Source organism: Lapillicoccus sp. (assembly GCF_039935575.1).
Lineage (GTDB): Bacteria > Actinomycetota > Actinomycetes > Actinomycetales > Dermatophilaceae > Lapillicoccus.
On the sequence record NZ_JBDTKA010000116.1, the window covers coordinates 24870 to 39896 of the forward strand.

General features: G+C 69.6%; 15 protein-coding genes. 5 read left to right on the forward strand and 10 right to left on the reverse strand.

Annotated elements, in window-relative coordinates:
• Nucleotides 1-33: 33 nt before the first annotated feature.
• Nucleotides 34-597 carry a hypothetical protein gene (locus tag ABI385_RS14175; protein WP_348104402.1) on the forward strand — a complete coding sequence of 188 codons (564 nt, stop codon included), beginning with the start codon at nucleotides 34-36 and terminating at the stop codon, nucleotides 595-597.
• Between the two features lie 141 nt (nucleotides 598-738).
• Here the strand turns inward: ABI385_RS14175 and ABI385_RS14180 are convergent, their stop codons facing one another.
• The 9 genes from ABI385_RS14180 to dacB form a co-directional block, all read right to left on the reverse strand.
• A complete protein-coding gene (locus ABI385_RS14180) occupies nucleotides 739-1242 on the reverse strand; it encodes a DUF3180 family protein (RefSeq protein ID WP_348104403.1) in 504 nt (167 codons plus the stop codon).
• Entirely contained in the window at nucleotides 1236-2126 is an 891-nt protein-coding gene (gene folK, locus ABI385_RS14185) for a 2-amino-4-hydroxy-6-hydroxymethyldihydropteridine diphosphokinase (protein WP_348104404.1), read from the reverse strand. Before folK ends, ABI385_RS14180 begins: the two co-directional genes overlap by 7 nt.
• Entirely contained in the window at nucleotides 2123-2965 is an 843-nt protein-coding gene (folP, locus tag ABI385_RS14190) for a dihydropteroate synthase (protein ID WP_348104405.1), read from the reverse strand. The genes folK and folP overlap by 4 nt, the downstream gene beginning before the upstream one ends.
• Nucleotides 2962-3534, reverse strand: coding sequence for a GTP cyclohydrolase I FolE (folE, locus tag ABI385_RS14195; RefSeq protein ID WP_348104406.1), 573 nt, complete (start codon nucleotides 3532-3534; stop codon nucleotides 2962-2964). The genes folP and folE overlap by 4 nt, the downstream gene beginning before the upstream one ends.
• 6 nt (nucleotides 3535-3540) lie before the next feature.
• Nucleotides 3541-5670, reverse strand: a complete 2130-nt coding sequence (gene ftsH / locus ABI385_RS14200) for an ATP-dependent zinc metalloprotease FtsH (RefSeq protein ID WP_348104407.1) — start codon at nucleotides 5668-5670, stop codon at nucleotides 3541-3543.
• Between the two features lie 136 nt (nucleotides 5671-5806).
• Nucleotides 5807-6358, reverse strand: a complete 552-nt coding sequence (gene hpt / locus ABI385_RS14205; RefSeq protein WP_348104408.1) for a hypoxanthine phosphoribosyltransferase — start codon at nucleotides 6356-6358, stop codon at nucleotides 5807-5809.
• A 51-nt stretch (nucleotides 6359-6409) separates the two neighbouring features.
• Nucleotides 6410-7399 carry a tRNA lysidine(34) synthetase TilS gene (gene tilS / locus ABI385_RS14210; protein ID WP_348104409.1) on the reverse strand — a complete coding sequence of 330 codons (990 nt, stop codon included), beginning with the start codon at nucleotides 7397-7399 and terminating at the stop codon, nucleotides 6410-6412.
• A complete protein-coding gene (locus ABI385_RS14215; RefSeq protein ID WP_348104410.1) occupies nucleotides 7396-8544 on the reverse strand; it encodes a zinc-dependent metalloprotease in 1149 nt (382 codons plus the stop codon). The genes tilS and ABI385_RS14215 overlap by 4 nt, the downstream gene beginning before the upstream one ends.
• 82 nt (nucleotides 8545-8626) lie before the next feature.
• A complete protein-coding gene (gene dacB / locus ABI385_RS14220) occupies nucleotides 8627-10084 on the reverse strand; it encodes a D-alanyl-D-alanine carboxypeptidase/D-alanyl-D-alanine-endopeptidase (RefSeq protein WP_348104411.1) in 1458 nt (485 codons plus the stop codon).
• A 97-nt stretch (nucleotides 10085-10181) separates the two neighbouring features.
• On the opposite strand from dacB, the gene ABI385_RS14225 reads away from it, so the two are divergent.
• Entirely contained in the window at nucleotides 10182-10709 is a 528-nt protein-coding gene (locus ABI385_RS14225; protein WP_348104412.1) for an inorganic diphosphatase, read from the forward strand.
• A 171-nt stretch (nucleotides 10710-10880) separates the two neighbouring features.
• Entirely contained in the window at nucleotides 10881-12122 is a 1242-nt protein-coding gene (locus ABI385_RS14230) for a hypothetical protein (protein ID WP_348104413.1), read from the forward strand.
• A gap of 746 nt (nucleotides 12123-12868) precedes the next feature.
• On the opposite strand, the gene ABI385_RS14235 is transcribed toward ABI385_RS14230, so the two are convergent.
• The gene (locus tag ABI385_RS14235) at nucleotides 12869-14095 is read right to left on the reverse strand and encodes a helix-turn-helix domain-containing protein (RefSeq protein ID WP_348104414.1); all 1227 of its coding nucleotides are present in this window, start codon (nucleotides 14093-14095) and stop codon (nucleotides 12869-12871) included.
• A 185-nt stretch (nucleotides 14096-14280) separates the two neighbouring features.
• On the opposite strand from ABI385_RS14235, the gene ABI385_RS14240 reads away from it, so the two are divergent.
• Both ABI385_RS14240 and ABI385_RS14245 read left to right on the forward strand, forming a co-directional pair.
• Complete coding sequence (locus tag ABI385_RS14240) at nucleotides 14281-14730, forward strand: hypothetical protein (RefSeq protein ID WP_348104415.1); 450 nt, start codon at nucleotides 14281-14283, stop codon at nucleotides 14728-14730.
• A gap of 31 nt (nucleotides 14731-14761) precedes the next feature.
• Nucleotides 14762-15027 (forward strand): hypothetical protein (locus ABI385_RS14245; protein ID WP_348104416.1); only part of this gene is annotated, 266 nt, incomplete at its 3' end.

Sequence of the window (15027 nt, forward strand, 5' to 3'; positions counted from 1 at the left end):
AGGTCACCTGCTCGCCTGTTGAGCCTTGCCCTGGTGTCGGCCCTGTCAGCCCTGTCAGTCATGTCTCTCTCGGCGTGCGCGGACAAGGAACCGCAGCCCCTCACCTCCTCCACGCCGGCCGCCGCGGTGACGTCACCAGGCCCGCAGACCCAGCCTCCGGTCACCGCCAGCGTGACGGCCACGGCGCTACCCGGTATGCCTGTGCCGGTTTCCGCGGGCAGCTCTCCCGTCGACCCAGCCACGATCCGGTCGATCGACGACCTTCCGAAGGCGTTCGGCTGCCCGACCACCGTCGCCCCGATCCGGATCCCCGCCACCCCGACAGCTACCGCCGCTCCCGCCGACCCGTCGGCGGCTGTCACTCCCGCTCCGCCCACCTCGCCGGCCGGGCCACCCGCACCGGACGCCGTCGTGTGCACCAGCGGCCTGGCCAAGGAGGCGCTCTACCTTTGGTACACCCCGACTCCGGAGGCCAAGCTGGGCGCCCTGACGGTCGCGCTGAAGCGAGCGAAGTACGTCCACGGCGGCCCGAACTGGGTCGCCGGGGGCATGGTTGACCCGAAGATGGGCACGGTCGGCGGCGAGGTCTACCGCTAGCCGGGCAGTCCCGACCTCGATCCGGACTCACGTCTTTGCCGACCGGACTCACGTCTTTGCCGACGGGACTCACACGTATGCCGGTTCTCGGCACCTCCTCACCCCAGGAACCCGGGACAACGTGAGTCCGGTCCCGCGCCGCTAACGAGCCCGGGCGCGGGAGCCGCCGATGTCGTCACCGTCGTCCGGGCGTCCCGAGTCGTCGATGCGGCACCAGCTCTGCACGACGAGCCCGACGACGGCCACCGCACCGGCCGCGACGGCGAGGGCGCCCAGCAAAGCCGCCTTGCCCTGCTGAGACGGCACGTCGACGTCGGGAAGTGCGAGAACGACCTGGGCGGCGTACCACCCGAGAATCCCCGCACCCGCGAGCGCCGCGGCCTGGGACATGGCCAGGACACGCGCGGCATACAGGGGGTGCACGGGGCGGTTGTTCGTGCCCGCCACCAGCCGTTTCACGGGGCGGCCGACGAGTAGCAGCGCGGCGCCAAGGACGACGAAGATGACCACCCCGAACCAGCTCGGCTGCGGCAGGTCCTTGCCCGACCCGACGAGCAGCCGCAGGACGACCCAGGACAGGCCGGCGACGACGACGGCGACCACGACGAGGACGCGCGCCCGGATGCCGCGCGGGTCGGTCACCATGCCGGCCTCCATTCCGGGCCAGGTCGGACACCGGCGGCGTCAGGGCCGCCAACCGCATCGAGTGCAGCACGGACCGTCGTCACCAGGTCACCGTCCCGCAGGGTCGCGTCGGCATCGGCCATGAGCCACGGAACGAGCACGAACGCTCGCTCGTGGGCACGCGGGTGCGGCAGGAGGAGCTCAGGCTCGTCCGACCGACGCTCGGAGCTGCTTCCGGGCACCCCGAACTGGATGAGATCGAGATCGAGCGTCCTTGCGCCCCAACGAGTCTCGCGTGTGCGCCCGTGCTCAGCCTCGATCCGGTGCAGACCCGCAAGCAGCGGTGCCGGAGCCAGCGTCGAGTCCGCGAGCAGGACAGCATTGAGGTATGCCGGTTGCTCCGGCCCACCCACCGGATCCGTCTCGACCAGCGCGGACACCGCCCGGATGCGGATGCCGGGGAGGCCGGCCACCGCTTCGACCGCGGCCTCGAGGGTCGCCTTGGCGTCGCCGAGGTTGGCGCCGAGGGCGAGGACGACCGGTGTCCCCCGCTCGCGGCGCACCGACACGGCGACGTCGCTGAACGGATGCCCGACCGGCGCCTGCGGCTTGTGGACCGTGACCTCGACACCCTCGACGAGCGCGTGGGACAGCACGTCGTCGGCCACGACCTCGGCCAGCCGCTCGATGAGGTCGAACGACGGCCCGGTGATCCGGGCCACGACCTCACCGGCGACCTCGGCATACGAGACGGTGTGGTCGAGGTCGTCCGAGGCGCTCGCGCGGGACAGGTCGAGGCTCATGACGACGTCGACGACGAACGGCTGGCCGTCTCGCTTCTCGTCGGCGAGGACGCCGTGGTAGCCGAAGGCCTCGACCCCACGCAGGGCGATGCGGTCCGTCATCGGTGCGCCTCCACGAGGTCGACGACCGCGAGGGCGTCGAGCGTGCCGGCGACGTCGTGGACCCGCAGACCCCAGACGCCGGCCTGCGCGGCGATCACACTGGTGGCGGTCGTGGCATTCTCTCGGTCCCGCGGTGGGCGGGCAGGTGCGCCGTCGGGGACACCGACGCGGCCGAGGAACGTCTTGCGGGAGGCCCCCACCAGCAGCGGTTGACCGAGGGCGACCAGCGCGTCGAGGTGGGCCAGGAGCGCCCAGTTGTGCTCGGCGTTCTTGGCGAACCCGAGGCCGGGGTCCAGCACGAGCCTGTCGGGTAGGACCCCAGCCGCAAGCAAGGCGTCGCGGCGGCTGGCGAGCGCGGCGCAGACGTCGGCCACCACGTCGCCGTAGGCGGCGCGCTGCTGCATTCCCACACTATGGCCGCGCCAGTGCATGGCGATCATCGGGCACTGCGCGGCGACGACGACCTCGACGAGCTCGGAGTCGGCCAGGCCGCCGCTCACGTCGTTCACCACGACGGCACCGACGCCCAGCGCTGCTGCGGCGACGGAAGCCCGCATCGTGTCGATCGACACAACGGCTCCGTCGGCCGCCAGGGCTTCGACAACGGGCAGAACCCGGCGCAGCTCTTCGTCCAGTGTTGGTCGTTCGGCGCCGGGACGCGTGGACTCCCCCCCGACGTCGACGACGTCCGCACCGGCTGCCAGGAGGGCTCGGCCGTGCGCGATCGCCGCCTCTGGCTCGAACCAGTCGCCCCCGTCGCTGAACGAGTCGGGGGTCACGTTGACGACACCCAGGACGACACAGCGCCCCGCGGGAGTGGGGAGCGGGTGTCCGGTCACCGCTGACCCCCGAGCAGGAGCGACATCGCCTCGGCTCGGGTGGCCGGGTCGCGCAGCTGACCGCGGACCGCAGAGGTGATGGTCCGCGAACCGGGCTTGCGGACGCCCCGCATCGACATGCACAGGTGCTCGCACTCGACGACGACGATCGCCCCCTGGACCTCGAGGTGCTCGACCAGGGCGTCGGCAACCTGGGTGGTGAGCCGCTCCTGGACCTGGGGACGTCGAGCGTAGACGTCGACGAGCCGGGCAATCTTGGACAGGCCCGTGACCCTGCCGTCCCGGGCCGGGATGTACCCCACGTGTGCCACCCCGTGAAACGGCACCAGATGGTGCTCGCAGGTGCTGTAGACCTCGATGTCCCGCACGATGATCAGCTCGTCATGCTGGATGGAGAAGGTCGTCCCGAGCACGTCCTGCGGCGACATCTCCAGTCCGGCGAAGATCTCGGCGTAGGCCCGGGCGACCCGACCCGGGGTGTCACGCAGCCCCTCGCGGTCAGGGTCCTCCCCCACTGCGAACAGGAGTTCGCGGACGGCCGCCTCGGCGCGGTCGTGGTCGACGGCCACGTTGGGTCAGTGGTCCTCGGTCAGGTCGATACGGCCGCCGTCCGGAACCTCGATGACCTGGGTCCGAGGCTCCTCCTCGGCAAGGGGATGCGCTCCGGCCTCGGCAGCCTCGTCGATCTTCTGCTCCATCTCCGAGCTGACACCGGCGTCCTGCGGGCCACGGCCGTACCCGTTGCGGTTGAACCCGTTCGAGCCGTTCGAGCCGTTCGATGCAGTGCGCTCGGCAGGCGTGAGCACCGGCGGGATGTCGCTGATCAGACGCGACTCGCTGGAGAGCCAGATCGGGCGGAGCGGGCGCTTGCGCACGTCGGTGAAGACGGCCGCCAGCTCCGCGGTGTTGAGGGTCTCCTTTTCAAGCAGCTCGAGGACGAGACGGTCGAGGACGTCGCGGTTGTCGTTGATGACGTGCCACGCCTCGTCGTGCGCGTTCTCGATGAGCTTGCGCACCTCCTCGTCGACGACCCCGGCGATCTCCTCGCTGTAGTCGCGCTGGTGACCCATGTCGCGGCCGAGGAAGACCTCGGAGTTGCTCTGGCCGAGCTTGATCGCGCCGACCCGCTCCGACATGCCAAACTCGGTGACCATCTTGCGGGCCATCGCAGTAGCCTTCTCGATGTCGTTGGCGGCGCCGGTTGTCGGGTCGTGGAAGACCATCTCCTCGGCGACGCGGCCACCGAGGGCGTAGGCCAGCTGGTCGAGGATCTCGTTGCGGGTCGTGGAGTACTTGTCGTCCTGCGGCATCACCATCGTGTATCCGAGAGCGCGGCCGCGCGGCAGGATCGTCACCTTGGTGACGGGGTCCGTGTGGTTGAGCGACGCGGCGACCAGGGCGTGACCGCCCTCGTGATAAGCCGTCATCTTCCGCTCGGCGGCGGACATGATGCGGGTGCGCTTCTGCGGACCCGCGATGACGCGGTCGATCGCCTCGTCCAACGAGTAGTTGTCGATGATCTTCTTGCTGCTGCGAGCGGTGAGCAGGGCGGCCTCGTTGAGCACGTTGGCCAGGTCGGCGCCGGTGAACCCGGGTGTACGCCGCGCGACGGCCAGCAGGTCGACGTCCGCCGCCATGGGCTTGCCCTGCGCGTGCACCTGCAGAATCCGGTTGCGGCCGATCATGTCGGGGCTGTCGACGGCGATCTGCCGGTCGAAGCGGCCGGGGCGCAGCAGGGCCGGGTCGAGGATGTCGGGACGGTTGGTGGCTGCAATGAGGATGACGTTGGTCTTGACGTCGAACCCGTCCATCTCGACGAGGAGCTGGTTCAGGGTCTGCTCCCGCTCGTCGTGCCCGCCACCGAGACCCGCACCGCGGTGCCGGCCGACCGCGTCGATCTCGTCGACGAAGACGATGGCGGGGGCGTTGGCCTTGGCCTGCTCGAACAGGTCGCGGACGCGGGAGGCACCGACACCGACGAACATCTCGACGAAGTCGGAACCGGAGATCGAGTAGAACGGCACGCCAGCCTCACCGGCCACAGCCCGGGCCAGCAGGGTCTTGCCGGTGCCGGGCTGTCCGTAGAGCAGCACACCCTTGGGGATCTTTGCGCCCACCGCAAGGAACTTCGCCGGCTCCTGGAGGAACTCCTTGATCTCGTGGAGCTCCTCGACCGCCTCGTCGCACCCGGCGACGTCGGCGAAGTTGACCTTGGGCGTGTCCTTGGAGGCGAGCTTCGCCTTGGACTTGCCGAACTGCATGACGCGCGAGCCGCCGCCTTGCATCTGGCTCATGAGGAACCAGAACAGTCCGAGGATGATGACGAACGGCAGCACGGTGACCAGCAGCGACCCGAGCCAGCTGGGCTGGTCGATCTGGTCCGTGTAGCCGCTCGGGGGCACGTGCGCGTCGAGCGCGGCCACCACGTTGTCGCCACGGGCAGTGACGTAGTACGCGTACACCTTGGTGGCGTTCTTGACGTCGCCGTCGCTGAAGCTCTGACCGGCCTTGAGCGTGAGCTCCATCCGCTCGTTGTTCACCAGCTTGGCGGAGTCGACCTTGTTGCTGTTGACCAGGTCGAGAGCCTTGGACGTGTCGATGCGGGTGAACCCGCCGCCGTCCGAAAGGGAGAGGGCGAGGATCGCGGCGCCGATGAGTACGACGATCCATACCATCGGCATGCGGATGATTCGCTTGATGTCCATGTACGTCCGGGGAGTGCCCCGACCCTCCTGCTCAGGTGGCGACGCACGGGTTTGTGACAAACCCGGCGCTGTTCATTCTCGCAGGTGAACGACGGACGCCGAACCCGTGTTCCGCCCCGCGACCACGGATGTCGCCTCAGGAGTAGACGGACGGCGACAGTGTCCCGACGACACGCAGGTTGCGATACTGCTCGGCGTAGTCCAGGCCGTAGCCCACGACGAACTCGTTGGGGATGTCGAAACCAACGTACTTGACGTCGATCTCGACCTTGGCGACCTCGGGCTTGCGCAGAAGCGCGCAGATCTCGACCGAGGCCGGACCGCGGGAGTCGAGGTTGGCCCGGATCCACGACAGCGTGAGGCCGGAGTCGATGATGTCCTCGACGATGAGCACATGGCGCCCCGTGATGTCGGCGTCGAGGTCCTTGATGATCCGGACTACGCCCGACGACTTGGTCCCCGACCCGTAGGACGAGACCGCCATCCAGTCCATCGGGACGGAGCCGGGCAGCGCACGCATCAGATCGGCCATGACGAGCACCGCGCCCTTCAGCACCCCGACGAGCAGCAGGTCCTTGCCCGCGTAGTCGCGCCAGATGTCCGACGCCATCTCGCCGATCCGGGTGAGAATCTGTTCCTCGGACAACAGGGTCGTGGCGAGGTCGTCGCCCATGTCGTCGGCATCCACGGACGGTCTCCCTCTGGGTGGGCTCTGCGGCACCCGGCGATGGGCGTGTGCTCATTCAACCGGACGGGCGGGCTCCTTGGCGACCAGGGCGACCGCACCACCGGCACGGGAGGCGGTGACGTGGCCCGGCAGGTTCAGCGGCCCCTGCCCGCGCCACGAGGTCAGCAGGGCGTCCAGGGCTTCGACGTGGGCGGCGGTGAGCTGCCCGGCGCCCGACCCCGCCTCGACCGCCAGCAACCGCCACACCCGCGTCCTGAGCGCGCGCGGGAGGGCGAGCAGCTCGGCGGCGTCGAACGGGCCGGCTCCGAGACTCGACCGCACCTGACGTGCCTGGTCCTCGAGGTAGTCCGAGTCCTCCCGCAGCATCTCGGCGCTGCGGACGAGCGCCGACGCAATGCCGGGTCCGAGCTCGTCCTCGAGCATGCGCAGGAAGCCACGGGCTCGCACCCGCGCGAACGTCGGGTCCTCGTTGTGCGGGTCCCGCCACGGTTCGATCCCGTATGCCGTGCACGCCGCCTCGGTCTCGGACCGGGGCAGCGCGATGAAGGGGCGGACGAACAGACCGCGGCGGCGCGGCATACCGGAGAGGGACCTCGAGCCCGACCCGCGAGCCAGCCCGAGCAGGACCTGCTCCGCCTGGTCGTCGCGGGTGTGTCCGATGAGCACCGCGTCCGCCCCGAGGCGTTCGGCTGTCTCCTCCAGGGCGAGGTAGCGGGCCGACCGGGCAGCGCCCTCGGGTCCCGAGCCGTCCCGGGGCACCCGGACGGTCTGCACGTCGACCGGGTCCAGCCCCAGCTCGCGACACTGTGCGGCGGCCGTCTGGGCGACCTGCCGCGAGCGCGGCTGCAGGGCGTGGTCGACGACCAGCCCGGCAGCCTTGATCGAGCGCTTCGGCGCCTCGAACGCGACGGCACCCGCCAGCGCCAGCGAGTCGGGTCCGCCGCTGCACCCGACGAGGACCACGCTGCCCTCGGGAAGCGTGTCGAGCTCGGCCCGGACCGCCAGTCGCGTCGAGGCGACGGCGGAGGCGGGGCCGGTCATCCGCCGCCGTGCACGCGCCGCACCCAGGCTTCGGGGTCGGAGATCTCGGACGGCGAGGGGAGGGTGTCCGGTGCGGACCAGACGGCGTTGAACCCGTCGAGCCCGGCTCGAGACACGACGCCCCGGACGAATGCGGCGCCGTCGGAGTACTGCCGCATCTTCGCCTCCAGCCCGAGTGCTCGTCGGATCACCCGGTCCAGGCCCGAGACTCCCGCGCGGCGATGGGTGAACTTCTCACGGATCTGGGCTACCGACGGGATCACCGACGGGCCGACCTCGTCCATCATCACGTCGGCGTGCCCTTCGAGCAGCGACATGACCGCGGTGATCTGCTCGACCTTGGTGCGCTGCTCGGGTGTCAGGAAGATCTCGGCGAGGCCCTGGCTGCCGGGCTGGAACGCCTCGGGCAGCCGCCGGGCGATCTCACCGAGCCGTTCCGAGAGCTCGGTGGGCGTGGGTGCGATGTCGAGGGTGAGCTCGCGGGTGCGGTCGACGAGGTGCTGGCGCAGCCACGGGACGGCGGTGAACTGGACCCGGTGGGTCTCCTCGTGCATCGCCACCCAGAGGCGGAAGTCGTGGGGGTCGACACCCAGCTCACGCTCGGTCTGGACGATGTTCGGCGCCACGAGCAACAGTCGCGGAGCGCCCTGTGGGGCGAGGTCGTACTGACCCAACACCTTGCTGGCCAAGAAGGACATGACGGCGCCGGTCTCGGCGCCGGTCACCTTGCCGCTGATCGCCGACACGGTCGCGGACGCCTCGCGTCCTGCGGGGTGACCGGGACTGCCCGCGGCGCGCGTGACCTTGTCGATGATCGGCGCGACCAGGGAGGCCATCGAGTCGATGTTGGCGTCCATCCATCCGGCCCGGTCCACCACGAGCGCTGCCGGCGCGTCCGGCGGACTCTGCAGACGGGTGGCCGTCGCGATCGGCTCGCGGGCGGTGACCGCCGCCTCGCGCAGCTGCGCCACGATGGCGGCTGCCTCGTCCGGGGAGACACGCGGCCCCGGGTTGACCAGGCGGCGGCCGGTCGCCTTGGCGAACTCCCAGTCGACGTACTTCTGGGCCCCCTGTTGTGCCCCCTGGTCTGCCCCCAGACGCGGGTCCGGCACCGCCGGTACCGGCGCGTCGCTCGCTGCGCTCATGGGGTCCCCCCTGTCGTTGCGTTTCGTCTCGACATCAGTCTCGACATCAGTCTCAATATCAGTCGCGATATCTCTGCCGGGTTCAGGTGCGGCACCCGCACGACACCAGAACCGTCACAAAGCGGTCCAACGCGGCTCGGGCAGCGGGCGTTCCCCCCGCCCCGCCGGTGGAGTTCGAGACAATGGCGAACGTCAGTAACCGCCCTTCGGCCGTCACCACGGTCCCAGCCAGCGCGCTGACCCCCGTGAGGGTGCCGGTCTTGGCTTGGGCCACCCCGGCGGCCGCGCGCGTCGTCGCGTCCTCGAACCGGCCCGCCAGTGTCCCGCTCAGTCCGGCGACCGGCAGGCTCTGGAGAGTCGCCTGCATCGCGGGAAGCCGCGATCCGGGGTCGGTGCCGAGGGCGAGCATGTCGCCGATGACGCGGACGGGCAGCACGTTCTGGCGCGACAGCCCGGACGTATCGGCCAGGCTCACTCCGGTGAGGTCGACGCCGAGTCCGGCGAGCGTGGTCTGCACGAAGGCCGCCGTCGCCGCGAACCCCGGCGCGGTGCCCTTGACGAATGCCGCCTGCCGGGTCAACGACTCGGTGAGCGCGTCATCCGAGTCGACGATGGCCAGGGCGAGCTGGTCGGCGACGGGAGCCGAGGTGACCGAGGCGAGGACGGGCGCTCCGGCCGGCGCCGTGGCCGCAGGCGCGACCGACGTCGGTATGCCCGCTGCCGTGAGCGCAGCGACGAAGGCCGCCTGGGCGGAGATGGCCGGGTTCGCCGAACCCGGCCTGCCGGGTTCGGCGCGGTCCACGGCCAGGCCGATCGTCGTCACGGCACCGGTGATCGCGTCGGGCACGAACGAAGGCGACCACGTCGAGGCAGTCAGGGGACCGGGGGCGTACGAGAGGTCGAGCGCGACGCTCGCACGCGCCACCCCCTGTGCGCGCAGCGCCGAGGCTGTCGCGCTCACCAGGTCGCCGAGCCCGGCGCGACCGACAACGGACGCGGGGTCACCCGCGCCAGAGGCCAACAGCGTGTCCCCACCGGCGACGAGCAGGAGCTGCCCGCTCTCACCGCTGACGCCGCCCTGGACGACCTTGGTGGTCAGGGTGGCTCCGGCCGGGAAGGTGGCGTGGACCGCCGCAGCGGACAGCAGCTTGAGGTTGGAGGCCGGGATGAGCGGCTGCTGGGCATCGACGTCCAGCAGGTGGGTTCCCGTCGCCGCGTCGCGCACGCTCACACCGAGCCGCCCGGCGATCGCCGGGTCCGCGAGCGCCGGACCCAGCGCGGCCGCCAGCCCCGCCGCCGTGGGTTCGGGCTGCTGCGCACCCGAGGTGGCCAACGGCATACCGGCTGGGTCGGCGCGAGGCTGGCTGACGGGCGGAGTGGACGGCTCGGCTGTCGACTCGGTGGGGGACGGCTGGGCTGTCGGTGGGTCAGGAGCGTTGGCGAGGGTCAGCACACCGGGGACGACGTCGTAGACATCCAGGGCGGCGTAGCCGACCACCAGCAGCAGGAGCACGCCCAGCGCAGCGAGTATCCGTCGCATGGTGGCCCCCCCTTCTTACGCGTGACCGGTTCGCGAAGTGCCCGCCATCTGACAAGATGCCAGACGCTGGCCGAAGATTCTCCCGTAGGAGCGTGCCGTGGAGTTCTACACGACGATCGAGATCCCCAAAGGGATGCGCAACAAGTACGAGGTCGACCACGAGACTGGTCGGATCCGGCTCGACCGGCTGCTGTTCACGTCGATGAGCTACCCCGCCGACTACGGGTACGTCGAGGACAGCCTCGGAGAGGACGGTGACCCGCTCGACGCGCTGATCCTGCTGGAGGAGCCGACGTTCCCCGGATGTCAGGTCCTCGCCCGCCCGATCGGCATGTTCCGCATGCGTGACGAGGCCGGGGGCGACGACAAGGTGATCTGCGTGCCGGCTCGGGACCCGCGTCAGGCGCACATCACCGAGCTCGAGCACATCAACAAGTTCGACCGGCTCGAGATCCAGCACTTCTTCGAGACCTACAAGGACCTCGAGCCGGGCAAGTCCGTCGAGGGCGCGCACTGGACCGGTCGGGAGATGGCCGAGCAGATCGTGACCGAGGCCTATGCACGGGCGGTCGAGGCCGGCCGGTCGACGGCGCGCTGGCACGGGCCGGAGCACACCGCGCCCTGAGCGAGACGGGGTGGCGGGCAGTTCGCTCTCGAGGTGGAGATGCACGTCCCCTCCCACTCGTGGTTGAACTCCCAGCCGCCTGCCCGGCCTTGCGCGCCGTCTGATTCGTCCGTTCTGGCTACCCTGGCCATCACACGGACACAGCCTGCGCACAGCCGAAGGACAGCACACATGGTCGACGTCAACCGCCGCGCGCTACTGACCGGGGGTCTGGCTCTCGGCGGCGCTGCGGCCCTCGGTGCCTGCGACCGGTTGCAGGTGCCGGGCGGGGGCCGCGTCCCTGAGACGTCCGCGGGCGCGTCGACCGCCACGATGACCACACCGACCGATATGCCTTCGACGACCGGCAACGAGGCCAACGACGGCTCGTGGCGCGTCACCGGTCCGCAGCCGAACCAGCCCATACCGACCCGTCTGCAGCGCGGCGACACCCCTCCGCAGTTCGTCGTGGTGTCCTGGGACGGCGCAGGCTGGACCAACCAGATGCCTCTCCTGGCTCATTTCCGGGCGGTAGCCGCGGAGCTCAAGGCGTCGATGACACTCTTCCTGTCGGGCATCTACACCGTCCCGAAGGACCAACGCACGCTGTACCTGCCGCCGGGCCGCGCGCCAGGTGCCAGCGCGATCCCGTTCTTCGGTCCGGAGTCGGTGCACGGCACCATCGACAACATCGGCAAGTCGTGGTTGGAGGGACACGAGATCGGCACTCACTTCAACGGTCACTTCTGCGGGAGCGACGGGGTGGCGACGTGGACGGTCGACCAATGGAAGGACGAGATCGCCCAGGCCAAGAAGTTCGTGATGACGTGGCGGACGACGACCGGGTTCACCGACCTGGACCCCTTTCCGTTCGACTACCGCACGGAGCTGGTGGGAGGGCGCACCCCCTGTCTGGACGGCTCCGCAAACCTCCGTATCGCCGCCGACGAGCTGGGTTGGCGCTACGACACCAGCTCGACCGGCAACCAGGTCTGGCCCACGAAAGCCGGCCGGCTCTGGGCCCTGGACATGCCGTCCATCCCGTTCGTCGGGCACAACAGTTCGGTCATCTCGATGGACTACAACATGATGGTCAACCAGTCCAGAACTCCCGACGGTGACCCAGCCAGGCGGGCTCAGTGGCAGCAGGAGGCCGCCGACTCGTGGATGGCCGGCTTCACCCGGGCGTATGACGGCAACCGGGCCCCCTACATCATCGGCAACCACTTCGAGAACTGGAACGGCGGCATCTACATGGCTGCGGTCGAACAGGTGATGCGGAAGATGGCCACCCACCCCGACACCCGGTTCGTGTCGTTCCGACAGCTGTGCGACTTCCTCGATGCGCAGGACCCGACGACACTGACCAGGCTACGATCCCTGCCGATCGGTGTGCCACCCGCAACGGGATGGCCCGGCTTCCTCACCGCCTGAACAACCCGACGTCAAGCCACCGGACTCAGTCTTGGGCGCCGGTAGATCCGAGCGAGGTGCGGGCAACCACGCACCTACGCCTGCTCCGTATGACTCGGAAGTGGATCGTCCGGAACTGCCCGTAAGGTGCCGCCATGCCCATCGCCCGCAGTGCTTCTCGTTCCAACCGGTCGATCCCTACAGCCCGATCACCAGCCCGATCACCAGCCAGAGACGACCTTCCGGGTGTTGCTCGACCCCGCCGGTCACCCGTTCTGTCTCTGCCTGAGCTGAGGCACCGTGACTGAATACAGGATCGAGGCCTTGTCCACCGACACGTGGGATGCCTTCGTACGTCTGATGGAGAGACACAACGGGGTGTTCGACGGCCACGCGGTCGACAAGAGTCACTGTCGGCGAGGGGTTTCTGCCGTTGCTCTCAACGGAACCCGCGAGCTCGTCGAGGAGGCCGGCTTCGACTACATCCGACCCAAAGGGGCCACGAAGTCCGTCATACGGCGCGATGTCGAGGCACGCGTAAGCGACACCCCGCGTCCGACTCGCTGCGACACGCGAAAGCGCAGGGTGACGATCTCGAAAGATTTGAGGGACAGCTCGAGCGCGGTGCACACCCGTCCCAAGAATGCGAGCCGTCACGGCGTTCGTAGAGGGCGGTGGCGGCGGCCTCCCGAATCTCATAAGGACGGCACAAAGCGATGTGCTCTGGGCTGCGGGCACCCGTCACAGTGTGAACACTCGCTCGCAGGTCATCCGCTCGCAGGCAGCTCATCCTCGGGCCAGTTGAGGAGCCGGGCTCCGAGCACCGCGGCGTGCAGCGCGAATCGCTGCGCCGGATCGGCGGGATCGTGTCCGGTGAGGGCCTTCACCTTGGCTAGTCGGTAGGTGACGGTTCGGACCGACAGGTGTAGGCGGCGTGCGGTTTCGGTGGCGACCTCGCCGGTTGCGAAGTAGGTCTGCAGCGTCTGCAGCAGTGGCTCTACGCCGCCGCGGGCTTCAGAGAGCTGGTCGAGTGTTGCGCGCACCAGGTCCACCATGGCGGCCCGGTCTCGGACCAACACCCGATAGACGAGCAGGTCGCGGGCGTGCACCGTGTCCGTGTCGAGGTGGAGTCGTTCGGCAAGCGTGAACGCTTCGCGGGCCTCCTCATAGGAGCGGGCGATCCCGTAGGCGCCGGGGTAGGCCCGTCCGACGGCGACCCGCCACCGCACGCCTTTGGCGAGCCGTCTCAGTTCGGCCTGAATGAGCGTGGCCACATCCTTATCACCGGCGCGTGGCCTTGCCTCGAACGGCTCTGCGGGGATCAGGACCACGAGTCGACCGTCCTTGGACGCGACCAGGACGTCGCGGTCACCGAACTGTTCGACGATGACTCGTTCCAACCGAACTGCGGCCCTGTTGAGCTCGCCACTACCCTCGCCGGGAGCGGCCAGCACTACTTGGTGCTCTCGGCCCAGGTCAAGCCCGAACGGCTCGACCCGCTCAACCATCCGAGACACGTCCGCATCGCCGCGCAGCAGATCATCGATGACCTCCCGGCGCAGCGATTCCTCGTGACGAATCATCTGCCGTCGGGCGGCCTGGTGCCCGTCGACCAGCGCCTCAACAGCCTCGTCGACGACCCGCAGCACCGCCTCGGCCGCGGCGTGCACCCGGTCCCGGTCACGCGTCCGAACGACCAGTGGCAGCTCACGCCACAGCCGCCACGCCGCCGACAGATAGAGGTCGACGGCCTGGCCGGCGCCGACGCCATGTTCGGCCGCCCGACGGCCCAGCTCACGGACGGCTTCGAGTTCTCGTTTCTGCGGCCGGCGCCCCGACACGGCGGCGTCCGCGAGGATGGCCAGATACTCCCCGAGCAGCTCGACCGGGGCGCCGGCCGCCGCGGCGGCTGCGTGCGCGACGGCAGTCAGCCACGCATCTTCCGCGGTGGCCTTGGTACGGCCGCGGCGGGGCGTCGAACCGGATGCGCTCATCACCCCACCTCCCAAGCCGTGGCTGCGGTCCACGCCCTATCACCTTATTGCCGATGGTCGGCAAGAGGCAGCCTCCAGGGTCACCTGCCGGGGCCCTGTCGATTAACACGCCGGAACGGCACCGTGAGAGGTGCGCGGTCGACGACATCCCCGATCGCCCATAAAGACCAACGGAGATGATCCACATGAGTAGCCACACGGGCACCGAGCCGACCACCGGCCGGCTCGAACCGATGGAGGCCCCGACGAACGACAGCGCCCGTCGCGCGCCGAACTATCTGACGCTCCACCGCCGCCGTCTTCCCGCTCCCCCACAGGCACGCCTTCGGCGCCCGCTGAATGTCCGTGCGGAGGCCCTGATGTCCAGCCCGGCGGCGATGACGGTGGATCCTCACTCGCACGCCGGGCAGCTGCCGGCCGCGCAGGGCGGTCTCGTCATGACCCGACCCGTGGAGGCTCAGCGCCGCATGGACCTGCACAACACCAGCATCAACTTCGCGGCGGCGGTCGCTGGTCAATGCGGCTTCACCCACCTCGCCAGTGGCCGGGTCTGCCGGCTGCCGCACCGACACCCCGGTACCTGCGACTTGCGGTACCCACCCGCCCTTCCGGCGGTGGCAGCAAGGCGCGCATGAGCACAGCGTGCCGATGAAGGGGAGAGCACTCATGATCCGTCTGACACCTACGAAAACTGCCGTACCACGCGTCACTACCCGCCATCTACCCGAGTTGCGCGCAGCTCTTGAACAGCAGCGGCGCTTCCGGCTGGACCAACTCGATGAGCTCGACGCGGCCGCAGCGGTCACGCCACTGACGGCCGGCGAGCCGCGAACCGAGGTCGCCTTCGCCCTCAGGGTGGCCGCAGCAATCGCCCTGGCAGAGATTGATGCCGCCCTGAACCGGCTCAGGAACGGCTGCTACGGCCTGTGCGC

Coding starts and splice junctions, on each gene's coding strand:
- ABI385_RS14180 (WP_348104403.1), bottom strand. CDS start 1,242: ATGGTGACCGACCCGCGCGGCATCCGGGCGCGCGTCCTCGTCGTGGTC.
- folK (WP_348104404.1), bottom strand. CDS start 2,126: ATGACGGACCGCATCGCCCTGCGTGGGGTCGAGGCCTTCGGCTACCAC.
- ftsH (WP_348104407.1), bottom strand. CDS start 5,670: ATGGACATCAAGCGAATCATCCGCATGCCGATGGTATGGATCGTCGTA.
- tilS (WP_348104409.1), bottom strand. CDS start 7,399: ATGACCGGCCCCGCCTCCGCCGTCGCCTCGACGCGACTGGCGGTCCGG.
- ABI385_RS14215 (WP_348104410.1), bottom strand. CDS start 8,544: ATGAGCGCAGCGAGCGACGCGCCGGTACCGGCGGTGCCGGACCCGCGT.
- dacB (WP_348104411.1), bottom strand. CDS start 10,084: ATGCGACGGATACTCGCTGCGCTGGGCGTGCTCCTGCTGCTGGTGGTC.
- ABI385_RS14230 (WP_348104413.1), top strand. CDS start 10,881: ATGGTCGACGTCAACCGCCGCGCGCTACTGACCGGGGGTCTGGCTCTC.
- ABI385_RS14235 (WP_348104414.1), bottom strand. CDS start 14,095: ATGAGCGCATCCGGTTCGACGCCCCGCCGCGGCCGTACCAAGGCCACC.
- ABI385_RS14240 (WP_348104415.1), top strand. CDS start 14,281: ATGAGTAGCCACACGGGCACCGAGCCGACCACCGGCCGGCTCGAACCG.